Source organism: Paenibacillus sp. 7541, from assembly GCF_002276395.1.
Taxonomy (GTDB): domain Bacteria; phylum Bacillota; class Bacilli; order Paenibacillales; family Paenibacillaceae; genus Paenibacillus_AQ; species Paenibacillus_AQ campinasensis.
In genome coordinates this window covers 1-18,176 of record NZ_NQLZ01000011.1, presented here as the reverse complement: position 1 = coordinate 18,176, position 18,176 = coordinate 1, and the positions used below count along the sequence as shown (strand labels likewise).

16 protein-coding genes are annotated in these 18,176 nt (G+C 52.8%); 5 read left to right on the top strand and 11 right to left on the bottom strand.

The features are described 5' to 3' along the window. Position 1: 1 nt before the first annotated feature. Positions 2–1,795, bottom strand: coding sequence for a sensor histidine kinase (locus CHH75_RS06145; protein ID WP_095397734.1), 1,794 nt, complete (start codon positions 1,793–1,795; stop codon positions 2–4). A 57-nt stretch (positions 1,796–1,852) separates the two neighbouring features. Further along, entirely contained in the window at positions 1,853–2,713 is an 861-nt protein-coding gene (locus CHH75_RS06140) for an AraC family transcriptional regulator (protein WP_095264120.1), read from the bottom strand. A gap of 123 nt (positions 2,714–2,836) precedes the next feature. Between CHH75_RS06140 and CHH75_RS06135 the strand changes: the two genes are divergently transcribed. Next, positions 2,837–4,375 (top strand): sulfatase family protein, encoded by a 1,539-nt coding sequence (locus tag CHH75_RS06135; protein ID WP_095397733.1) that lies wholly within the window; start codon positions 2,837–2,839, stop codon positions 4,373–4,375. 69 nt (positions 4,376–4,444) lie between these two features. Here the strand turns inward: CHH75_RS06135 and CHH75_RS06130 are convergent, their stop codons facing one another. Together CHH75_RS06130 and CHH75_RS06125 are read right to left on the bottom strand one after the other, a co-directional pair. Further along, positions 4,445–4,978, bottom strand: coding sequence for a chromate transporter (locus CHH75_RS06130; RefSeq protein ID WP_095397732.1), 534 nt, complete (start codon positions 4,976–4,978; stop codon positions 4,445–4,447). Positions 4,979–4,991: 13 nt separating this feature from the next. Beyond that, positions 4,992–5,633, bottom strand: coding sequence for a chromate transporter (locus CHH75_RS06125; protein WP_230875676.1), 642 nt, complete (start codon positions 5,631–5,633; stop codon positions 4,992–4,994). Positions 5,634–5,922: 289 nt separating this feature from the next. Here CHH75_RS06125 and CHH75_RS06120 point away from each other — a divergent pair, with 289 nt between their 5' ends. Together CHH75_RS06120 and CHH75_RS06115 are read left to right on the top strand one after the other, a co-directional pair. Beyond that, entirely contained in the window at positions 5,923–7,113 is a 1,191-nt protein-coding gene (locus tag CHH75_RS06120) for an ROK family protein (protein ID WP_095397731.1), read from the top strand. 173 nt (positions 7,114–7,286) lie between these two features. After that, positions 7,287–8,537 (top strand): anaerobic sulfatase maturase, encoded by a 1,251-nt coding sequence (locus CHH75_RS06115; RefSeq protein WP_095264123.1) that lies wholly within the window; start codon positions 7,287–7,289, stop codon positions 8,535–8,537. A 10-nt stretch (positions 8,538–8,547) separates the two neighbouring features. Here the strand turns inward: CHH75_RS06115 and CHH75_RS06110 are convergent, their stop codons facing one another. The 5 genes from CHH75_RS06110 to CHH75_RS06090 all read right to left on the bottom strand — a co-directional run bounded on the left by CHH75_RS06110 (position 8,548) and on the right by CHH75_RS06090 (position 14,019). Beyond that, positions 8,548–9,492 (bottom strand): dienelactone hydrolase family protein, encoded by a 945-nt coding sequence (locus tag CHH75_RS06110; protein ID WP_483310919.1) that lies wholly within the window; start codon positions 9,490–9,492, stop codon positions 8,548–8,550. Positions 9,493–9,756: 264 nt separating this feature from the next. Further along, positions 9,757–10,164, bottom strand: coding sequence for a NusG domain II-containing protein (locus CHH75_RS06105; protein WP_095397729.1), 408 nt, complete (start codon positions 10,162–10,164; stop codon positions 9,757–9,759). Between the two features lie 98 nt (positions 10,165–10,262). Beyond that, positions 10,263–12,035, bottom strand: coding sequence for a nucleoside recognition domain-containing protein (locus tag CHH75_RS06100; protein ID WP_095397728.1), 1,773 nt, complete (start codon positions 12,033–12,035; stop codon positions 10,263–10,265). Beyond that, positions 12,029–13,162 carry an NAD(P)/FAD-dependent oxidoreductase gene (locus CHH75_RS06095; RefSeq protein ID WP_095397727.1) on the bottom strand — a complete coding sequence of 378 codons (1,134 nt, stop codon included), beginning with the start codon at positions 13,160–13,162 and terminating at the stop codon, positions 12,029–12,031. The genes CHH75_RS06100 and CHH75_RS06095 overlap by 7 nt, the downstream gene beginning before the upstream one ends. Before the next feature lie 50 nt (positions 13,163–13,212). Further along, positions 13,213–14,019 (bottom strand): AAA family ATPase, encoded by an 807-nt coding sequence (locus CHH75_RS06090; RefSeq protein ID WP_095397726.1) that lies wholly within the window; start codon positions 14,017–14,019, stop codon positions 13,213–13,215. Between the two features lie 194 nt (positions 14,020–14,213). Here CHH75_RS06090 and CHH75_RS06085 point away from each other — a divergent pair, with 194 nt between their 5' ends. Together CHH75_RS06085 and CHH75_RS06080 are read left to right on the top strand one after the other, a co-directional pair. Then, positions 14,214–15,212, top strand: a complete 999-nt coding sequence (locus tag CHH75_RS06085) for a permease (protein ID WP_095264110.1) — start codon at positions 14,214–14,216, stop codon at positions 15,210–15,212. Positions 15,213–15,247: 35 nt separating this feature from the next. Further along, the gene (locus tag CHH75_RS06080; RefSeq protein ID WP_095397725.1) at positions 15,248–16,180 is read left to right on the top strand and encodes a TIGR03943 family putative permease subunit; all 933 of its coding nucleotides are present in this window, start codon (positions 15,248–15,250) and stop codon (positions 16,178–16,180) included. A 46-nt stretch (positions 16,181–16,226) separates the two neighbouring features. Here CHH75_RS06080 and CHH75_RS06075 read toward each other — a convergent pair whose 3' ends face one another. Beyond that, positions 16,227–16,652: a Fur family transcriptional regulator gene (locus tag CHH75_RS06075; protein WP_230875678.1), complete on the bottom strand. Its 426-nt coding sequence runs from the start codon at positions 16,650–16,652 to the stop codon at positions 16,227–16,229. 88 nt (positions 16,653–16,740) lie between these two features. Beyond that, positions 16,741–17,946 carry a GTP-binding protein gene (locus tag CHH75_RS06070; RefSeq protein ID WP_095397724.1) on the bottom strand — a complete coding sequence of 402 codons (1,206 nt, stop codon included), beginning with the start codon at positions 17,944–17,946 and terminating at the stop codon, positions 16,741–16,743. Positions 17,947–18,176: the final 230 nt, after the last annotated feature.

The following is an 18,176-nucleotide window of genomic DNA, read 5'->3' as shown; positions in this document are numbered from 1 at the left end:
GCTATCCTACCTCCTTCGCCTCAGGACCCGATGAACTCATCCGGGGAATGCGGATTTCAACCTTCGTGTACAGCCCTTGCTCGCTGTACAGTTTAATTCCGTACATCTCGCCATACATGCGTACAATCCGCTCATGCACGTTGCGAACCCCCATGCTGCTGAACCGGGAGGGAGGAACGTCTCCCTGACCGGCCAGCAGACCGTCCATCTGCTCCCGGGTCATCCCCTTCCCGTTGTCCATAATGTCGATGTTCAAATCCCCGTTCTCGCCGTATACACGAATGAGAACAAATCCGCCGGAGTTCGATGTACCGAGCCCGTGCATAAGCGCGTTCTCGACGATCGGCTGCAGCGTCAGCTTCGGCATCATGCATTCAAGCAGCGTATCATCCTCCACCTGGATATGCACCGGCACTGGCTCCATAAACCGGTATTTGACAACCGCGACATAGCAGGATACGTAATCAAGCTCCTCCCGCACCGTCAGATATTCATTCGCGTTGCCAAGCACTCCGCGCATCAGCTCAACAAGCGAGCCGGATACCTCTTCGATATTGGGCACCCCGTTCAGCTTGGCCAGATATTTGATCGTGTTCAGGGAGTTGTAGAGAAAATGCGGGCGAATCTGCGCTTGAAGCGCGGTCAGCTCCGCCTCCCGCTTCTCCTGTTCGCTAATGCGTATCCCCTCCATCAACCGCTTCAGCTCATCCACCATGCCGGTGAAGACGCTGTACAGCTCGCCGATTTCATCCTTCGTATCAATTTCGGTTCTCGGAAAGTCCAGATTCCCGTCCTTCACCCGCATCATCATCGTCTTCAGACGGCGAATGTTGAGTGTCGTGCGCGAGGACATTTGCAGCGCTCCGATCAGCACCACAAGCATCACGATCGCCGACACTTCAATCATCAGATTGCGAACTCTGACGGATTCGCTCAGCAGTGAATCAAGCGGCACCAGCGCCCGCGTGGTCCAGCCTGTATAGTGGGAATGGCGAGTGACCACGATATAAGATTTGCCGTTGATGCTCTGCTCCGTCGCTTCTTCCTGCCCCATCGCCTCTGGCTGCGAGTAGATCAGCTCTGTCATGGACGGGGACAGCTCGGAAGGGGCCGATTCCGACTGATAGACCAGTTCCATCTGCTCGTCAAGCACATACAGCGTGCTGTCAGCGGTCGGCTTCACGCCGTAAGTATTTCGGATGAACTCGTAATTCAGGTCTACCATGACGACGCCAATCGTTTCGCGATTATAGCGAATGACCCGCCCGACAGAGATGGCATCCTTCGTGCCCGAACGCTTGAAATAGGCGTGGCGCTCTCCGTTGCGCAGCATGTAATCCATCGCCTGGGTATCCAGAAACGTGCGGTCGATCCACGGGCTGCCCGAGAAGAATACTTTACCGTTCAGCCCGATAACGGCAATCCTTGAAATGTAAGGCTTGTAGTCGATCAGTCCTGACAAAAACTCCGTAATCCGCTTCTGCTCCTGAAACCATTCGTAACTGATCTCCTCGTTCGGGCTTAGAATGGTGTCAATCACCGTGTTTTCATTGGTGACTGCCACGGTATTCAAACGATCGATCTCCCGCAGCATCACATTCAGGGATTCATCAGCCTGCCGGATGCTGTCCGACACCGAGGTGATCGCATTCTGCTTGATCGTCTCCCTCATGTTCATATAGACCAGGCTCGTTACCGACACGATCGACAGAAGCGTCAGCAGCCCGAAGGCGATAAAGATCTTTCCTTGAATGCTCAGTCGCGGCGAAATCCACTTTCGCAGCGTAGCCATCATATGCCCCACCTCCCGCGCATGGATGATACCGCTTACAATATTGGCAAAGCTGCCGCTTCACTTATTTCCGGCAGCTCGCATGACCAGCGGCGGAACTTGATAATAAATTTTGAACGCCCGGGTAAATGTGTACAGATTCGGATACCCCAAAGACAGCGCGATCTCCGTCACGCTTGCATCCGTTTCGATAAGCAGCCGTTTGGCCTTCTCCATGCGAATGGATTGCAAATATTTCTGTGGCGGCACGCCAACCTGACTCGTAAACACATTGGAAAAATATGAGCGATGCACACCCGCAAACGAAGCGACTTGCTGCACGGAAATGCCTTCGGTCGCATGCAAATCCATAAAGGCCATGCACTCGCGAATCCAGCTGGAAGGCTCATCGGCATGTACAGGCGCCGTATCCGGAATGATCCCCGCAAGAAGCTCGCACAGGAGCCCTTGCAGCTCGAGCGATACGGACGGGTTCCAGCGCTCCACACGCGACAGCGCCCCAACGATCCGATCCATCGCGCTCCGGACGCGGGGGGTGACAAGCTTCTCGCCATAAGGTCTGTCCGGCTTCACGCCAGCCAGCTCCAGCAGCGGCTTCACCCGGCTGCCATCGATCGCGAGCCAGCTCATTTGCAGCAACGGATCTGAAGGCAGAACATAGTAATCATAGGTACGGCCTGGGAACAGGCAGAACAGATCACCACGCTGCAGTACGGTCTTGTTCCCCTCATATTCCAGGCACAGCTTCCCCTCAAGCACAACATGGATGCTGTAGCACTCGATTCGCTTCGGCCCGACTTTATAGTTCGGCTTCGCCACACTGCGCCCGGCCCGGACTGGCCACAGCTGCGCTTCTTTATCCAGATATCCGGGCGTGTAATAGATAAACTCGGCATACTCGTGCTCATATTCCTGCCACATTCCGCCCACCCTTCCTTTCGCACTATTTGATAAATAGATAACAAAATGACAAACAAGATGTAACAGAACGCCATTTAAAAAATACGGTTTATTAAATAACATCATAATAGGAGGGGATGAATTTTGTCTAGTAAACCTAACATTTTACTAATTACCAGCGATCAGCAGCATTGGAACACCATCGGTGCATTTCAACCCGAAATTTCCACGCCGAATCTGGATCGGCTGGTGCGGGAAGGCACGACGTTCGGACGGGCCTATTGCCCCAACCCGACCTGCACCCCGAGCCGTTCCTCCATCATCACAGGCATGTATCCAAGTCAGCACGGGGCATGGACGCTCGGCACGAAATTGCTGGAGGACCGCCATACGGTAGGAGAGGATTTCAAGGAAGCGGGTTATGAGACTTCATTAATCGGCAAGGCGCATTTCCAGCCGCTAGCCGGGACGCCGGAATACGAATCGAAGGAAGCCTATCCGCTGCTGCAGGATCTGGACTATTGGAAAGGATTTCACGGGCCATTTTACGGCTTCGATCATGTGGAACTGGCGCGAAACCATACGAATGAGGCTCATGTCGGGCAGCACTACGCCTTATGGCTGGAAGAGCAGGGCTGCACGAATTGGCGGGACTATTTTCTGCCGCCGACCGGCACGATGGACCCCGAGCAGACCTACAAATGGCCGATACCGGAGAAATATCATTACAACACCTGGATTGCGGAGCGCACGAACGCCCGTCTGGAGGAGCATAAGAAGTCAGAAACGCCGTTTTTCCTGTGGGCCAGCTTCTTTGACCCGCACCCGGAATATTTGGCCCCTGAGCCATGGGATACGATGTATGATCCGGACAAGCTGACGATCCCTTCGCTCGTACCGGGCGAGCATGACCGAAATCCCCCGCATTTTCAACTGACACAGGAGGAAGAGCCGGACTTCTCCCACCTGATGGAGACGGGCTTCGGCATCCACGGCTACCGCTCCCACCTTGACTACGAATACGGGGCGAAGAAGAGGCTGACGGAATACGACAAGAAGAAGCTGGTTGCCGTCTACTACGGCATGATCAGCCTGATGGACAAATATATCGGGCGCATACTCGATAAGCTTGATGAGCTCGGTTTGGCGGATAACACACTAGTTGTGTTTACGACGGATCATGGTCATTTCTTCGGGCAGCATGGCCTGCAGGCCAAGGGCGGTTTTCATTACGAGGATTTGATCAAACTTCCGTTTATCGTCAGGTACCCCGGCCATGTGCCGGCAGGAAGACGCTCGGATGCTATTCAGTCGCTGGTAGATCTCGCGCCAACCTTCCTGTCGTTCTGCGGGCTGCCGATTCCGGGCTCGATGTCGGGTGTCGACCAGAAGAAGGTGTGGCTCGGTGTCAAGGAACGGGCGCGGGATCATGCCATCTGTGAATTCCGTCATGAACCGACGACCATTCACCAGAAGACGTATGTCGATGCAAGATATAAAATCACGGTCTATTACAATCAGACGTACGGGGAAATTTTCGATCTTCAGGAGGACCCGGGCGAGCTGCATAATCTGTGGGACGAACCGGGCTACGAAGGGCTGAAGGCGGAGCTGTTGCTTAAGTATGCCTGGGCCGAGCTCGGCAAGGAGCCAATGCCGATGCCGAGGATTCACCATGCTTAGCAGAACTTTAAAAAGGCGGGAGCCCTCAGGGGCCTTTCGCCTCTTCTTCTCTGTAGTTCTATTCCGGCACTAGAACAGGACAATGCCGGCAGCCGCCGACAGCACAATGACGGCAAATGGATGCAGCTTGTATTTGATCACCAAAGCGAGACAGCCTGCTGTAATCAGCAGCGTCCCCGCAGTGGACCAGCTGATCCAGGGCTCGCTGCGCCCGCCCAGTCCAAAGTGAATCGCAGCGTAAATGATGAGCCCCGTGACGATCGGACGCAAGCCGTAAAATGACGACTTAAACCATTCATTGCCGTTCAGTCTGAAAAAGAAAGCTGTCACAGCAACAACGATGACTAAGGATGGCAATATGATGCCGATTGTCGCAAGAACAGCGCCCGCTATTCCCGCTTCCGCATACCCGATCAGCGTGGCGGCATTCGTTGCAATGGAGCCCGGAGCCATGCCGGCGAGCGCCACGATCTCCTGGAATTCCGACGGGCTTGCCCAGCCTCTTGCCTCCACCTCCCGCTGAATGAGCGTTAACACGGCGTAACCGCCGCCAAAGGAGATGCTTCCGATTTTGACAAAAACCCAAAACAGCTGCCACAGCATGGATGATCACCCTTCAGATGTAATATTCGGGGAAATGAAGTTCCCGCTTCTCTTCGGCCTGCTGCTTCTCGGTCCGAACTTTCATGCCGGCTCTTCGTTTCAGCTGCACTACGGCAATGCCGGCGATGGGTCCGCCCAGTATCAAATAAAACGAATGGATCGGGGTAAATAAGAGCAGCGCTACCGTGCCTGCTGCAATCAGAAGTGTAGGCGTATCGAGAATCGACGATTTCCACATTTTGAACGCGGCTACGATAATCAGAGCGATGACCGCAGCGTGTACCCCTTTAAGTGCCGCAATCACTTTTACATGGTCTTTGAACACCATGCTGAGCAGGCTAAGGAGGGAAACGATAATAAAAGTAGGCAGAGTGATCGCCGCTACTGCTACTACAGCTCCTGCTATGCCACCGAGGCGATAGCCGATGAAGGCCGCCGCATTGACGGCTACGCCCCCGGGAGCAGAGCCCGAAACGGAGATCATGTCCGCCATCTGCCTCTCGTCCATCCAGCCTCGTTTCTGCACAATCTCCCTCTCCAGTGTTGCGATCATCGCATAACCGCCGCCAAAGGTAGAGGGCCCTATTTTAAAAAATGCGCAGCCAAGCTGGCCAAGCCGTTGGATGCGCTGGACCCACGCCTCGTGTGCCATCATCAGAGCCTCCCCCTTTCCTCCATTTTCATCCTGACTTCTATCCGTTCTTATAGAGAAGCTTCTTCAATTATAGCACATTAATTTCATTTTGGAATAAAGTTATTGCCCAAAATGCTCAATCACACCAAAAAATTGGCAGTCCCATCATAAAAAGCGTAATATGGAGATGAAGTAAATTTAAATTTGGAATTAAGTTGATTATTCTGATAATCTTAGCTGGAAATCACTTGATATAATCGCTATACTGGTTTTATCCCGACTAAAACACTTGGAAATGGAGCGCGCGTTTATGATTACTCATTCCAATCGTTCGATAAAAAAGCAGGTCTTTGATCGTATTTCCTATCTCGGGACTGTTTCCAAAGCGGATTTATTACAATACTTTTCCATAACGAGCAGCAGTATGACACGTCTTCTGGAGGAAATGACCGCCCAAGGGATCATCGTTGTCTCAGGTCTCGGAAGCTCCACGGGCGGAAGAAAGCCGATCCTGTTCCAGACCAATCCGAGTTATCGCTATTTGCTCGGGCTGGACATTTCCCGGATTCATTCCGTCCTGGGACTCTATGATATGCATCTCAATCCCCTCTCCCTGACGCGCTGGAAGATGGACGACGCGATGTCGCCGGAGCGGCTGGTCGATGAGGTTGCCGATGCCGTTCACCGCTTTCTGACCGAGCACGGCATTTCAAGCAGCGACGTTCTTGGCATGGGGATTGGCGCAGTCGGACCGCTTGATCAGCAGGCAGGCATCATTATGGAGCCGGAGTTCTTTCCGGCTCCCTCCTGGAAGAATGTACCGATCTGCCAGCTGCTATCAGAGCGGCTTGACATGACGGTGAAGCTGGACAATGGAGCGAATACCGCTCTGATGGGCGAGCACTGGGCGCTGAGAAACGAGCGCATCCAGCATGCTCTCTATGTTCACGCCGGGGTGAATATCCGGTCAGCCGCCATGTCCGGCGGTCAGATATTGCGCGGTGCCGTGGATACCGAGGGCGCCATTGGGCAGATGATCATCCAGGCGAATGGGCCAAGACTGCGGGATAACAGCAATTATGGCGCACTGGAAGCTTTTGTATCGGTGCCGGCCCTCGAGGAACGAATCCGCACCCAGTTGAAGATCGGTCGCAAGAGCGTGCTCTCCGGCATATCCCCGGATCACGTGAACTTCGCCACGCTCGTGGATGCACTTGACCAGGATGATCCGCTCGTGAAAGAGCAATTTACGGAAACCGCCGCCTATCTTGGCATCGGACTCGCCAATCTGATCAATGCGCTCCATCCCGAATACGTAATTCTTGGCGGCCCGCTTGTCGGGGCTCACCCGCTCGTGCTGGACACCGCCCTGGAAATTGCCAAGAAGAACACCTATCATTATCCGGAATACAGCCCGGTGTTTACCCAAAGTCTCCTGCTGGACGAGGCGGTCGCCACTGGAGCTGCCGTCATGATGATGCAGGCATGGGATGGGGAATAAAAGAATAATCGTTTATTTCATTTCGGATTAAAGTCTAGCATACATCTCCCTAATTTTTAGCCAGGGTTGGAGATGAAGCGCTTTAATCCGAATCTTTTTGTGCTTTTGACATTATTGGGGACCGGTGATATCTTGGGGATACATACAATAGGTCGAGGGGCAGGGGGATGATCATGTCAGGAGGCTGCAGGACAAGCGTTCAATCCCACATCAACGTGATGTGGAAAACGGTATCGGAGGATTGCAATCTTGCTTGTGATTATTGCTATTACAGCACCTGCGGCGGCAAGCCGGGACCCGAGATAAACCGGATTGATTCCGCGATTCTGGATACATTCATCAAGGATTACATGCAGCGTAGCCGAGGCGCAGCCAGCTTTGCCTGGCAGGGCGGGGAGCCGCTGCTAGCCGGTCTGGCGTTCTTTGAAGAAGTTGTATACCGGCAGGCGCTGCACGCTCCGCCGCACACCACGATCAGCAATTCCCTGCAAACCAATGGCACATTGATTCATGATCGCTGGGCTTCATTTTTTAAGACCTATCACTTTCTGATCGGCGTGAGCCTCGACGGCCCGAAGGAAATTCATGATGCCCGCCGGGTGAACGCCGCCGGCCGTGGCAGCTTTGACCGCGTGATGGCAGGCATCGGGCATTTGCGGAAGCATCAAGTGGATTTTAATATATTGACGGTCATCCATAAGGGAAATGTAGGCCACGCCAAGGAACTGTTGGCGTTTTATCGCGAGCACGATTTCAATTTCGTCCAATTCATCCCCTGCATGGATTTTCGCTCTCAGCAAGTGGACCGCCCGGGCGTTTATGAAATTACGCCGCGGGAGTACGGCGATTTTCTGTGCGATGTGTTTGACGTGTGGTATAACGACGGACATCCGAACGTATCCATCCGTTTTTTTGATAATATGCTCAGTGTTTATGTGAACCGGGAAGCGGAGCTCTGCGTCCATCGTGCGGCGTGCCCGACAAGCCTGGTCCTGGAGCAGAACGGGGATGCGTATCCTTGCGATTTCTTCATCAACGACGCCTGGAAGCTCGGCAACGCGGGGAGCGATTCCATCGCCGACATGCTGGCCCATCCGAACTATGCACGGTTTCACCGAATGAAGCCTGCTCTTCCGGACAAATGCCGCTCCTGTACATGGCAGAAGCTCTGCCACGGCGGATGTCCGAGAAACCGGCAATGGAACCCGGAAGGAACAACGTCCGATCCGGATTTCTTCTGCCAGAGCTATGTCCAGATTTATGCGTACGCCCATGACCGAATGACTGAGCTCGGAGACCGGCTGCGCCGGGAGCTGTATTCCAGCGGTGTGAAGCGCGATTATGCCGGCAGAACGCCTGGCCGCAATGAGCCGTGCCCGTGCGGCAGCGGCAAGAAACATAAAGCCTGCTGCGCTTCAGCCTGACACAAGGCTATCATTCGGCCAGTGTTTGGCATAGCCAGTCGAAACTCCGTCTGCCGCTAATTTCATGCCGGCCCGGAAACAGATCGGTGTGAAGCGCATGTTCCGCACCGCCCCGCTTATAGATGTCACGCAGTTGCCTGGCGGCTTCCTCGAAGCCCGCCTGCGGAAAGATCGGATCGTCCGCGCCGGATTCGAGGAACAATGGGCGCGGTGACAACAAGCCAATCCATTCGGGCAGCTCGGCATACTGCAGCATCTGCGGCGTGAAATTGCACAGACAATGCCGCACCGCCATGATGCTGTCTTTAAAAGTATTGGTATACCCTGCTACAACCACAGCGCGGATTCGTTCCTCCAGCACGGCGCAGGTATAGGCGAGCAAGCCGCCGCCGGAGAATCCCATCATGCCGATCCGACGCTCATCAGCGTCCGTTCGGGACACTGTATATTCCACAGCGCGGCGTATTTCGGCCACTCTCAGGCCCGTTAACGTCTTTCCGTACATCAGCAATTGGGTCGCCATGCTGTAGCAGGAATTCGGCGCGTGCGGATCCTTCGCCAGATCCGATGCCAGCCGCCGTTCGCCGAATCCGGCAATGTCAGGTGCAATTACCATGACGCCGCGTTTGACAAGCTCCACGGCAAATTGACCGTGGATCCCCGTCTTATCCGGATCCGACGGAGATCCGTCAGCCTGCAATCCGACAATCTCCCGGCTCCCGTAACCGTGGCCGTGAATGGCAACAACCGCAGGCAAAGGACGCCTCCCTCCTTCCGGAATCAACACGTAGGCTCCGAAAGACAATCCCGGAACCGCCGACAGCTCTACCCTTTCCCGAATGTATCCTTCGCATTGCACACGCTCCAGCATCCTCGGCTGATGTTCACCGTCCGCGACCGTCTCGAAGTCGCCGAGCAGCCGCTGCAGCTTCTGTTTCAAATCTTCCTTTCGCATTGCCACATCGCTTGAATCCGCTTTCAATTGAATCCGTCTCCATGACGCGTGATATAAGTTTTCCAGATATGAATCTGCCGCCCACATAGGAAAGCCCCTTTCATCGGTGGAATGTCCCTTTTCACCATCTTACATCAAGATGGACATTCTGGCGACTAAGCTTTCCCGAGGAACATCCAAGCCTCTATCGCCGGGTAACGAGCCGCTTGGGGGCTGCAGCGGCTGCGCAGTTAGCTGCCAGCGAGAAGCTGGACCCTTGAGTAATTAATGGACATAAGCATCGATCCCACTGTCGTGAGGCGCACGGTTCCCGCCGTGAACAATCTCGACATAGACCCGGTTCGGTACACAAATAATCACCTCATTCGGACGGCTAATAAAGCCCATTTGCATGGAGATTTTTTTCGGGCAATCCGCTGCGACCATCTGAATCCCGTGATTAAATACCTTCAGAACGTTATGGCCATACTCCGTATCAAGCTCAATGGTCTGCTCCCCGCCATCCAGCGACACACTTTGGTACAGCGCTCCGTTGACGTTAATGTTGGCACGGAGCGTGGCAGGATCATAGGACTGCCGACTTCCCTGTATCTGATGATATATCAGCCAGGCCGAGCCGAGCAGCACCAGCAACGCAATCAGCAGCACATCGCCGCGTTTGAACTTCAGCATGTCTCTCATCCCATTTCGAATTGATCTGATCTATCTGTAACAATTGTAACAAAGAAAGGAGCCCCCTTATGTGACTCCCGTTACAGTTAACGCTTCATTTATACGTAGATAGCCACCAGCATAATAACGACCGAAGAAACAAGGGATGTGATCATCTGCTTGCCTGCCAGAGCAGCCGCAAAGGACCAGCCCATCTCCTTCCTGACGGTCCATAAGGTCACCAGGCAAGCCGTAAACGTGGATGCAAGATAGACAAGAAGAAAAATCTGTCCCGCCTGCATCGATTGCAGCAGCTCACCTTCTCCTTGGTTTAACACCAGCAATCCATCTTTTCTGATGATCGAGAATATAATGCCGCTTGCAGCTTCAGAGGGAAGATGCAGCAGCTGAAGCAGCGGTCTCGCCGCAGCGGAAAGCCAGGACATCAGGCCGGTTAGCTGCAGTCCGGCAGCGACCAAACAGATCACAATAAATATCGGCATCGCCTGAAGCAAGAACTGTTTGATTACCGTTCGAAGGCGCCAGCTAACGGCGCGCATGGTCGGCTTTTGCAAATAAGACAGCGACTGATAGGTCTGAACATCGAGCCGGTCCTGCGCTCGATTCCAAACCTTGGTATGCAAGGCTCCCACCAGCCCTAGAACGAAGATGTATGGTAAAAACAGGCCAGGATGCCCTGCCGATCCGAACACGGACAAGGCAGCCCCGATCTGATAGCTGCATGCGGACCCGAACGCGATCAGCGAAACGCAGGACTTGCGTGTGCACTGGCTGCAAGCGCGGCTCTGAAAAACCGCAACCACGTTGCAGCCAAATCCGGACAGCACCGGGATAAGGTCCCGCCCGCTTAGGCCGATGGCCCGCATCGGTCTGTCAAGCGAATCGGTTATCCGATCCTTCAGACCGCTCTCCTCCACCAACGCCACGCTGATGCCTAGCAGCAGGACAACCGGAAATGCCCATAGGAATGAATATAATCCAAGGGTAAGCACACCGTAGTCGCCAACTAGAAAAGAATGCAGGAGCACAGGCGATCCCTCAAACACCTCTTTAAGCGGACCTATCACGCCTTGATCCACCAGAGGCTGCAGCCAGGACGACAGCATATAGGCCAGATAAACCGGGACCGCGAAAAGCAGAATCATCAGCATCAGGGACAACGCTCGTCCCCATATCGGATGCTCAAGCCAGGTGGTCTGAGGCCCAATAGCAGGAATGGGAATATTCAGCTGTTCTCCGGTCTCCGTTCCGACCGTGCCAGCCATTGTCAACAGGCTGAGCAGCTCAGATCTATCCAGCAACGTAATCCTGCGCGCATCAACGGCAAGAAAGGGGATGCTCAGTCGATTCGCCAAGTATTGCTCAAGTTCCGCCGAATCGGCCGCGATTTTATCGGTGAAGGTCAGAACCAGCAATACGCGCTTGTCCGTCAGATCCACCGATTTCAGAAGCAATGGAAGCTCCCTCGCCACATGAGTCGCTCGCACAACCAGTATCACAATATCCGCATCCATGACAGCTTCCAACGCTGTTCTTGTCGTTCGGCTGTCATCACTGCTTCGGATACCGGGGAGATCAACCAAATCGATGGCGCTCGTCAAACGACCTCTGCGCGCCATCAGGGTGGAACCGCGGAAATTTGCCTCTTCTCCCGTATCGTCGCCGGTAAGCCCGCGAAATAGCGCCGATTTCCCCGAGGATTCAAAACCGATCATAATGACGCTTTGCCGGCGGGATGAAGCATGCTTGAGCCGGGCCGGCTCAAAATCTGCTTGCGGCGGCGCTGGCTCCGTCTGCAGCGGGTCTGGCTGTGCCTCGGACAGCACTGCCTGTGACCGCTGTGGAGTACGGGGCTGCGCCTGTGTCAGCATTGGCAATCTTCTCCGCAGCAGCTAAGATCCTCCAGCAGCATTCCCTGCTGTCGATACGCTTCCAGCACACTCGTATCCAATCCCAACCGCTCGGCAATCGCTCCGGCCACAACGCCAAATCGCTGCCTGAATTTATAAATGAAGCAGAAGATGAGCTGCTCGTGCCTGACGCTCGGACCAGCAACGAAAAGCCCCGGTGTCACTGTAGATTCATCATACTCGTTCAACAGCGCCGCCCCGTGCTCATCACACTCGAATAAATGCTCGATGAGGCTCAAGCTCCCTCTGAACCCTGTTGCCAGAATCGGAGGTGATGTAGTCTTAACAAAGCGGCTGTCACCGGATGCGCTACCTTCGCAATAAACAAGGTATCCCCCATCATCGGCCGGCTCGATCCATTTGGCCTCGTATCCGGCCATCAAATCAACGAGCCCGCCCTCGACTTCCCTTAATCGGTCCTTCGTATAGGGAGATATCTCCATGCTCGGATCGCTGCTGCCCTTCAACGTCCAACGCGGGCTCCGATCGATCACCGTTACCTTTTTACCCAGTCTCGCCAAATGAATCGCTGCATCTGCTCCGCTCTCGTACCCGCCAATAATGATATGCTCATCGCCTTGGAACTCCTTCCAAGACTTGACCAGACTGCTGTGAATGCCGTACTCCGAACCTGGCAAACCGCCGAGTGCCGGGTATTGAAATTCACCGGCCGCCCAGATCACATAGTTGCAGCGCATAATACCTGCGGACGTGTCCAGTTCGAACCCTCCATCCGGTTGTGGGCGTATTCCGGTGACATCCACACCGGTTTGGATCGGCAGCTCTTTATAATCCGCTACGGCTTGCAAATAGTCCGCATACTGCTCTCCGGAAGGGTGCTCCGTCCCCAGTGTATAGGCAGGGGATGTTTTCAAAGTGACGGAGTTGAGGTCGAGCATACCGTATGCATTGCCTGTAAATGACGGAGTAATCATTCGCATTTCCTTAGGCCACATTCGAAATGAAGCCCCTACGCTTCCTCGTTCGAGAATGCTAAAGTTTGTCACCCCCAGCTCTTGAAGCAGGCTGCCCAAACCTACTCCCGCCGCTCCTCCACCCACAATGATGCAATCCAAAATCTCCATCATTCGACACCCCTTACTTTATTGTAAATTTTACGATCATAGGGCGAAATTGTTTATTGTACGTTCGGTTTGTATTCCGAGTATGCCTCTTCGATAAAAGTGAACCTCAGCGGACGATGCTCAATGATCGCCTTACGCTTGGCCTTCAGGATAATCTGTTCCATATCGGCGAAGCTGCAGCCCGCCAGCAGCTCCGATGCAGCCTGATGAACAGGCTCATCCTGTTCAAAACCATCCAGGTGCAGATGAATAAACTGCTCCCGATCCTTGTCGCCTGGCATCGCGTAAGTCATCTTCGTATCAAAACGGCGCCATATCGCATGGTCCAGCTCCGCTTCCAGGTTCGTAGCGGCGACAAAGATGCTGTCTCCCTCGAACTCATCCAAGCATTGCAGGAGTGTATTCACCACACGTGCCATTTCTTTAGCTTCATCAAAATGATCCCGCGTTCGTCCAATCGCATCGAACTCATCCAGAAACAAGACACACGGCGTCGCCTTGGCATAATCAAAAATTTTCCGAATGTTGCTGCCTGTCTCCCCGAGATGACTGTGAATCAATGCATCCAGTCTGACCACAATTAAAGGAAGCTTCAGACGAGCGGCAATATAGAATGCGGTTAGCGTTTTTCCTGTGCCCGGTGGCCCGAACATAACAATTTTATTCGGGATTGGAACCTCATACTGCTCGAATCTTTCCTTCATTCCGATAATCGTAATAAACTCCTCCACGATCTGCTGGTTGGTCTGGCCAAGCACGATTCGCTTGACCTTCTTCTCACATTCTTCAGGTGTATAACATGTTCCCATATCGATGCCCTTCGAACGGGGGAGACGGGAATGGGTTTTATGCTTACTCATGTATTGAAATACTCCCTTTCACTCATAATCGTAATAATTACGATATAGACAGTATAATAATCTGCCCTTTTCATTGTCAACAACCTCTACCTTCATAATCGTAATTATTTTGATTAATTGCATACAAGGCGTCATGATTCCATCTTCCGGGCATAGAATGAGTATCAATACAACTCTATCACGGGAGGCTATGGATGAAAGTTTCAATGTTATATAAGACGCTGCCCCTATTCTTTGCGATCATTTTTCTCGTTCCAGCCTTGCTGGTGGTTTCGCATCATCATCAAACAAGCCTCTTCTCCCATCCGCAACTACAGCAAATCAAAGTCCTGTTTATCGGAATTTTTCTGGAGGCGCTGCCTTTTGTATTGCTTGGGGTGCTGCTCTCGTCCCTGCTTCAAATCTTCATTAAGGATGCGTGGATTCGCCGCTTCAGTCCTAAACATCCAGTCATCGGCGTCCTTTTTGGCTCCATGCTCGGGTTTGTGCTGCCTATATGCGAATGTGGAATGATCCCCGTGGTCCGCAGATTGATGTTAAAAGGGATGCCTGTCTACATTGCTGTCACCTTCATCCTCAGCGGACCCATCCTGAACCCGGTTGTATTGTCTGCCACCACGGTCGCCTTCGATGCATACCCTGAAGTCATATGGAGCCGAATGGGACTAGCCCTTGCGGTAGCAGCGGCCATAGGCTTCATCATATATGTCCGGTCCCCGAAGAATCCGCTAAAGCTGTCTTTGGACAAGGTTCAGATGCAGTCAGATGCACTCCCTTTCCACCAGCATACGAAAACTTGGTCGAGCTTCTTCGTCCATGCAGGAAATGAATTGATCGACATGAGCAAATATTTGGTGCTGGGCGCCTTTATAACGGCCTGCATTCAATCCTTTATCCCGCGCGAGCAACTGTTGGCGCTCGGTGACGGATCCCTTTCTTCCTACTTGTTCATGATGGGATTTGCGTTTGTATTATCCCTGTGCTCCACCTCCGACGCATTCGTAGCCTCCGCCTTCACGCATGCTTTCTCGATCGGACCGCTCCTCTCTTTTCTGGTGATGGGACCGATGCTGGATTTCAAAGGCTTGCTCATGCTGCTTGCCACGTTCAGGATCAAATTTGTAATAGGGCTCTGCCTGCTGGTGATTGTACTGGTGCTGATCGGCTCTGTTGCCATCGATTTTCTCTATTAAAGATGGGGTTGTTACAGAAAGGAGTGTTCCCTTAAATGACATTAACGGCGTCCATCCGCTGCCATTATCTCTTGCGTGCGCTATTGCTCGCTTCCCTATCCTTTTATCTCATCCATCTGAACGAGACAGACCTGCTTCATTATTATCTGGCTCCCCATATGCAGAAGCTGCTGCTGCTCTGCCCGGTGCCTCTTCTGTTTATCTCGTTCGGTCTCGTGTGGCATTGTATAACAGGCACCTCAGAACAAATATGCGACTGCGAGCATCCGCTGCCGGAGAGCTTCTTCAAGAACATATCCGTCTACGGCCTTGTCGCCGTACCGCTATTATTCGGGCTGCTCGTGCCCAGTCAAGCGCTTGGAAGCGATATGATCACAAAGAAGGGAATGGTCTACTCCGTCCCGGCTCCAGAAATTCGGCGCAAATCGGATGCTATGGACGCTGCCGGGGATTCTCAGATCACGGATTCAGCCGCACAAAAGAATCTGAGCCTGGATGAGCTGTTCATCGCAAGGGATAAATATACCGTAGAGTTCGCCGAATTGGCCAAACGCCTGTACACGCAGTCTGTCATCGAGGTGGATTCGTCTATTTTTTCGGAAACCATCGGTGCCATCGATATGTACAGACAAGCGTTCCAGGGTAAACACATCACACTTCAGGGCTTCGTTTATCGAGAAGGGGATATGAAGGACAATGCGTTCGCCTTAAGCCGTTTCCTGATGATGTGCTGCCCCGCTGATGCGGTTCCATTTGGTGTGCTCATTCAAGATGACAACGCATTGACATTCACCAATGATACGTGGGTCGAGATTGATGGGGTAGTTCGAAGCGCCACCATTAACGGAGAAGAGGTGCTGCAAATTGAGGCGACACAGATTACAATCATCGAACAGCCCGTCTCCCCCTATATTTTCACGAATCCCGACTCCGTAGCCGAGTTCGATAAGTTGCATTCCAATTCGTGATCGCAGGAAGGGGGTGTCACCTCGCATCTTCGGGTTTAGAGGGTGTTCAATCTGTACCACATCGACCGCAGATTCCGTACACTTCGAATTTGTGCGAAAGAATACGGAACGCTTCCGGCGTGGTCTCCACGTTCTCCATGGGACAATAATCCAGCGGATACGTCTGTTCGCACTTGATGCATATAAAATGATGATGATGACTGTCCGGACCGCATCTCAGCTTGAACCGCACGCCTCCTGCAAAATCAAACTGTTCAAGGATGCCGATGTCTGTCAGCAGTCTGAGATTGCGGTACACCGTGTCATAGCTGACCCCGGGAATGCGCTCTGATATATAATGATGGACCTGCTTGGGCAATACAAAACCGGTCGAGTCGGAAAACACCTCCGCGATCCATCTGCGCTGTGAGGTCATGCGAAGCCCCTTAGATACCATCGTCTCCACCAACAGCTCCAGCTTGTTCTCCATCATTCATCTCCCCCGGTTAAGATTTAAGTCGCAGGCTTCCATAAGCCGGACCCCCGATCCGGGGGCCCGGTTCAACCAGGTTAGCCCTGCATCATTCTTCAGTAATCCAAGGCAGCGGATTATTGAACGCGCTCCAATCCTGCTTCATTTCCTCTTCGCTTAACAAGCAACGTGAAAGCCTGTTTTCAATATCCGTCCGGTCCATATCCATACCGATGAAGACCAGCTCGGTCATTCGGTCACCCCATGTTTCATCCCAGCGCTCCTTAACATCCGGCTCGCTATCCAGTATTTCGCGCTGCTGATCCTCCGGTAATGCCGCAACCCAATACCCTGCAGGGCCAAACTGGATCGAGGGTCCTGCTTGGCTTAGCGAAGCGGCCATATCGTCGCGTACTGCCATCCATACCAATCCCTTGGCGCGAACGACTTCCTCAGGCCAGTTGCTCAGGAAATAACTGAGGCGCTGCGGATGAAACGGAACTCTGCTGCGGTACACAAAGGACCCGATGCCGTATTCCTCGGTTTCCGGTGTATGTTCATCCTTCTCCAGCTCTGCCAACCACCCCGAGGACGTGCTTGTTTTATCGAAATCAAACAAACCGGTGTTGAGGATTTCCTTCGGATCTACAACGCCATTCACGGTGCGAATGATGTTTGCCGTTGGCTGAAGCTTTCTAAGAACCGCCTCCAGCTTCACCAGTTCCTTCTCCTCTACAAGATCGCATTTGTTTAGCAGCAATACATCACAGGTTTCAATCTGGTCGATCAGAAGATCTACAATATCGCGGTAGTCCGTCTCACCGACAGCCTGATTGCGGTCAAGCAAGCTTTCCCCGGAAGCAAAATCATGCCAGAAACGGTTGGCGTCAACGACAGTAACCAGCGTATCCAGCCGCGCCAGAGCGGTTAAATCGATGTCTAGCTCGGGATTGGCATACGTAAATGTCTGCGCCACTGGAATCGGCTCGCTGATCCCTGATGATTCGATCAGAATGTAATCAAAGCGTCCCTCGCTTGCCAGCTTCTGAACCTCCTGCAGCAGGTCATCCCGCAGGGTACAGCAAATGCAGCCATTGGACATTTCGACCAGCTTTTCTTCGGTTCTGGACAATGTATTTCCCGATTTCACCAGGTTTGCATCGACATTAACCTCGCTCATGTCATTGACAATGACCGCCACCTTCAGACCGTCCCTGTTATGCAAAATATGATTCAGCAGGGTTGTTTTCCCAGAGCCCAGATACCCGCTCAAGACGGTAACAGGTATTTTCTTATTCGCTTGTTCAGTTAACATGTATATTTCCCCTCTCATCATTAACGGCGCTTATATGGGAGTGTAATAGATTCGACTTGACTGTTCGTTCTATACGCGTGCCCAGACTCCAATATCATGCCAATTTATTAACAGTAATTATTACGATTAACAATTTGATTGTAATAATTACGATCATGAGTTGTCAATCATTAATTTGTTTACCAGAGGTTGTTCTGTGAACCGTTCCCTTCGGACCGATCAGAATTCAT

Coding starts and splice junctions, on each gene's coding strand:
- CHH75_RS06090 (WP_095397726.1), bottom strand. CDS start 14,019: ATGAGTAAGCATAAAACCCATTCCCGTCTCCCCCGTTCGAAGGGCATC.
- CHH75_RS06130 (WP_095397732.1), bottom strand. CDS start 4,978: ATGCTGTGGCAGCTGTTTTGGGTTTTTGTCAAAATCGGAAGCATCTCC.
- CHH75_RS06145 (WP_095397734.1), bottom strand. CDS start 1,795: ATGATGGCTACGCTGCGAAAGTGGATTTCGCCGCGACTGAGCATTCAA.
- CHH75_RS06110 (WP_483310919.1), bottom strand. CDS start 9,492: ATGCGAAAGGAAGATTTGAAACAGAAGCTGCAGCGGCTGCTCGGCGAC.
- CHH75_RS06115 (WP_095264123.1), top strand. CDS start 7,287: ATGTCAGGAGGCTGCAGGACAAGCGTTCAATCCCACATCAACGTGATG.
- CHH75_RS06075 (WP_230875678.1), bottom strand. CDS start 16,652: ATGATGGAGAACAAGCTGGAGCTGTTGGTGGAGACGATGGTATCTAAG.
- CHH75_RS06140 (WP_095264120.1), bottom strand. CDS start 2,713: ATGTGGCAGGAATATGAGCACGAGTATGCCGAGTTTATCTATTACACG.
- CHH75_RS06105 (WP_095397729.1), bottom strand. CDS start 10,164: ATGCTGAAGTTCAAACGCGGCGATGTGCTGCTGATTGCGTTGCTGGTG.
- CHH75_RS06070 (WP_095397724.1), bottom strand. CDS start 17,946: ATGTTAACTGAACAAGCGAATAAGAAAATACCTGTTACCGTCTTGAGC.
- CHH75_RS06125 (WP_230875676.1), bottom strand. CDS start 5,633: ATGATGGCACACGAGGCGTGGGTCCAGCGCATCCAACGGCTTGGCCAG.
- CHH75_RS06120 (WP_095397731.1), top strand. CDS start 5,923: ATGATTACTCATTCCAATCGTTCGATAAAAAAGCAGGTCTTTGATCGT.
- CHH75_RS06080 (WP_095397725.1), top strand. CDS start 15,248: ATGACATTAACGGCGTCCATCCGCTGCCATTATCTCTTGCGTGCGCTA.
- CHH75_RS06100 (WP_095397728.1), bottom strand. CDS start 12,035: ATGCTGACACAGGCGCAGCCCCGTACTCCACAGCGGTCACAGGCAGTG.
- CHH75_RS06085 (WP_095264110.1), top strand. CDS start 14,214: ATGAAAGTTTCAATGTTATATAAGACGCTGCCCCTATTCTTTGCGATC.
- CHH75_RS06095 (WP_095397727.1), bottom strand. CDS start 13,162: ATGATGGAGATTTTGGATTGCATCATTGTGGGTGGAGGAGCGGCGGGA.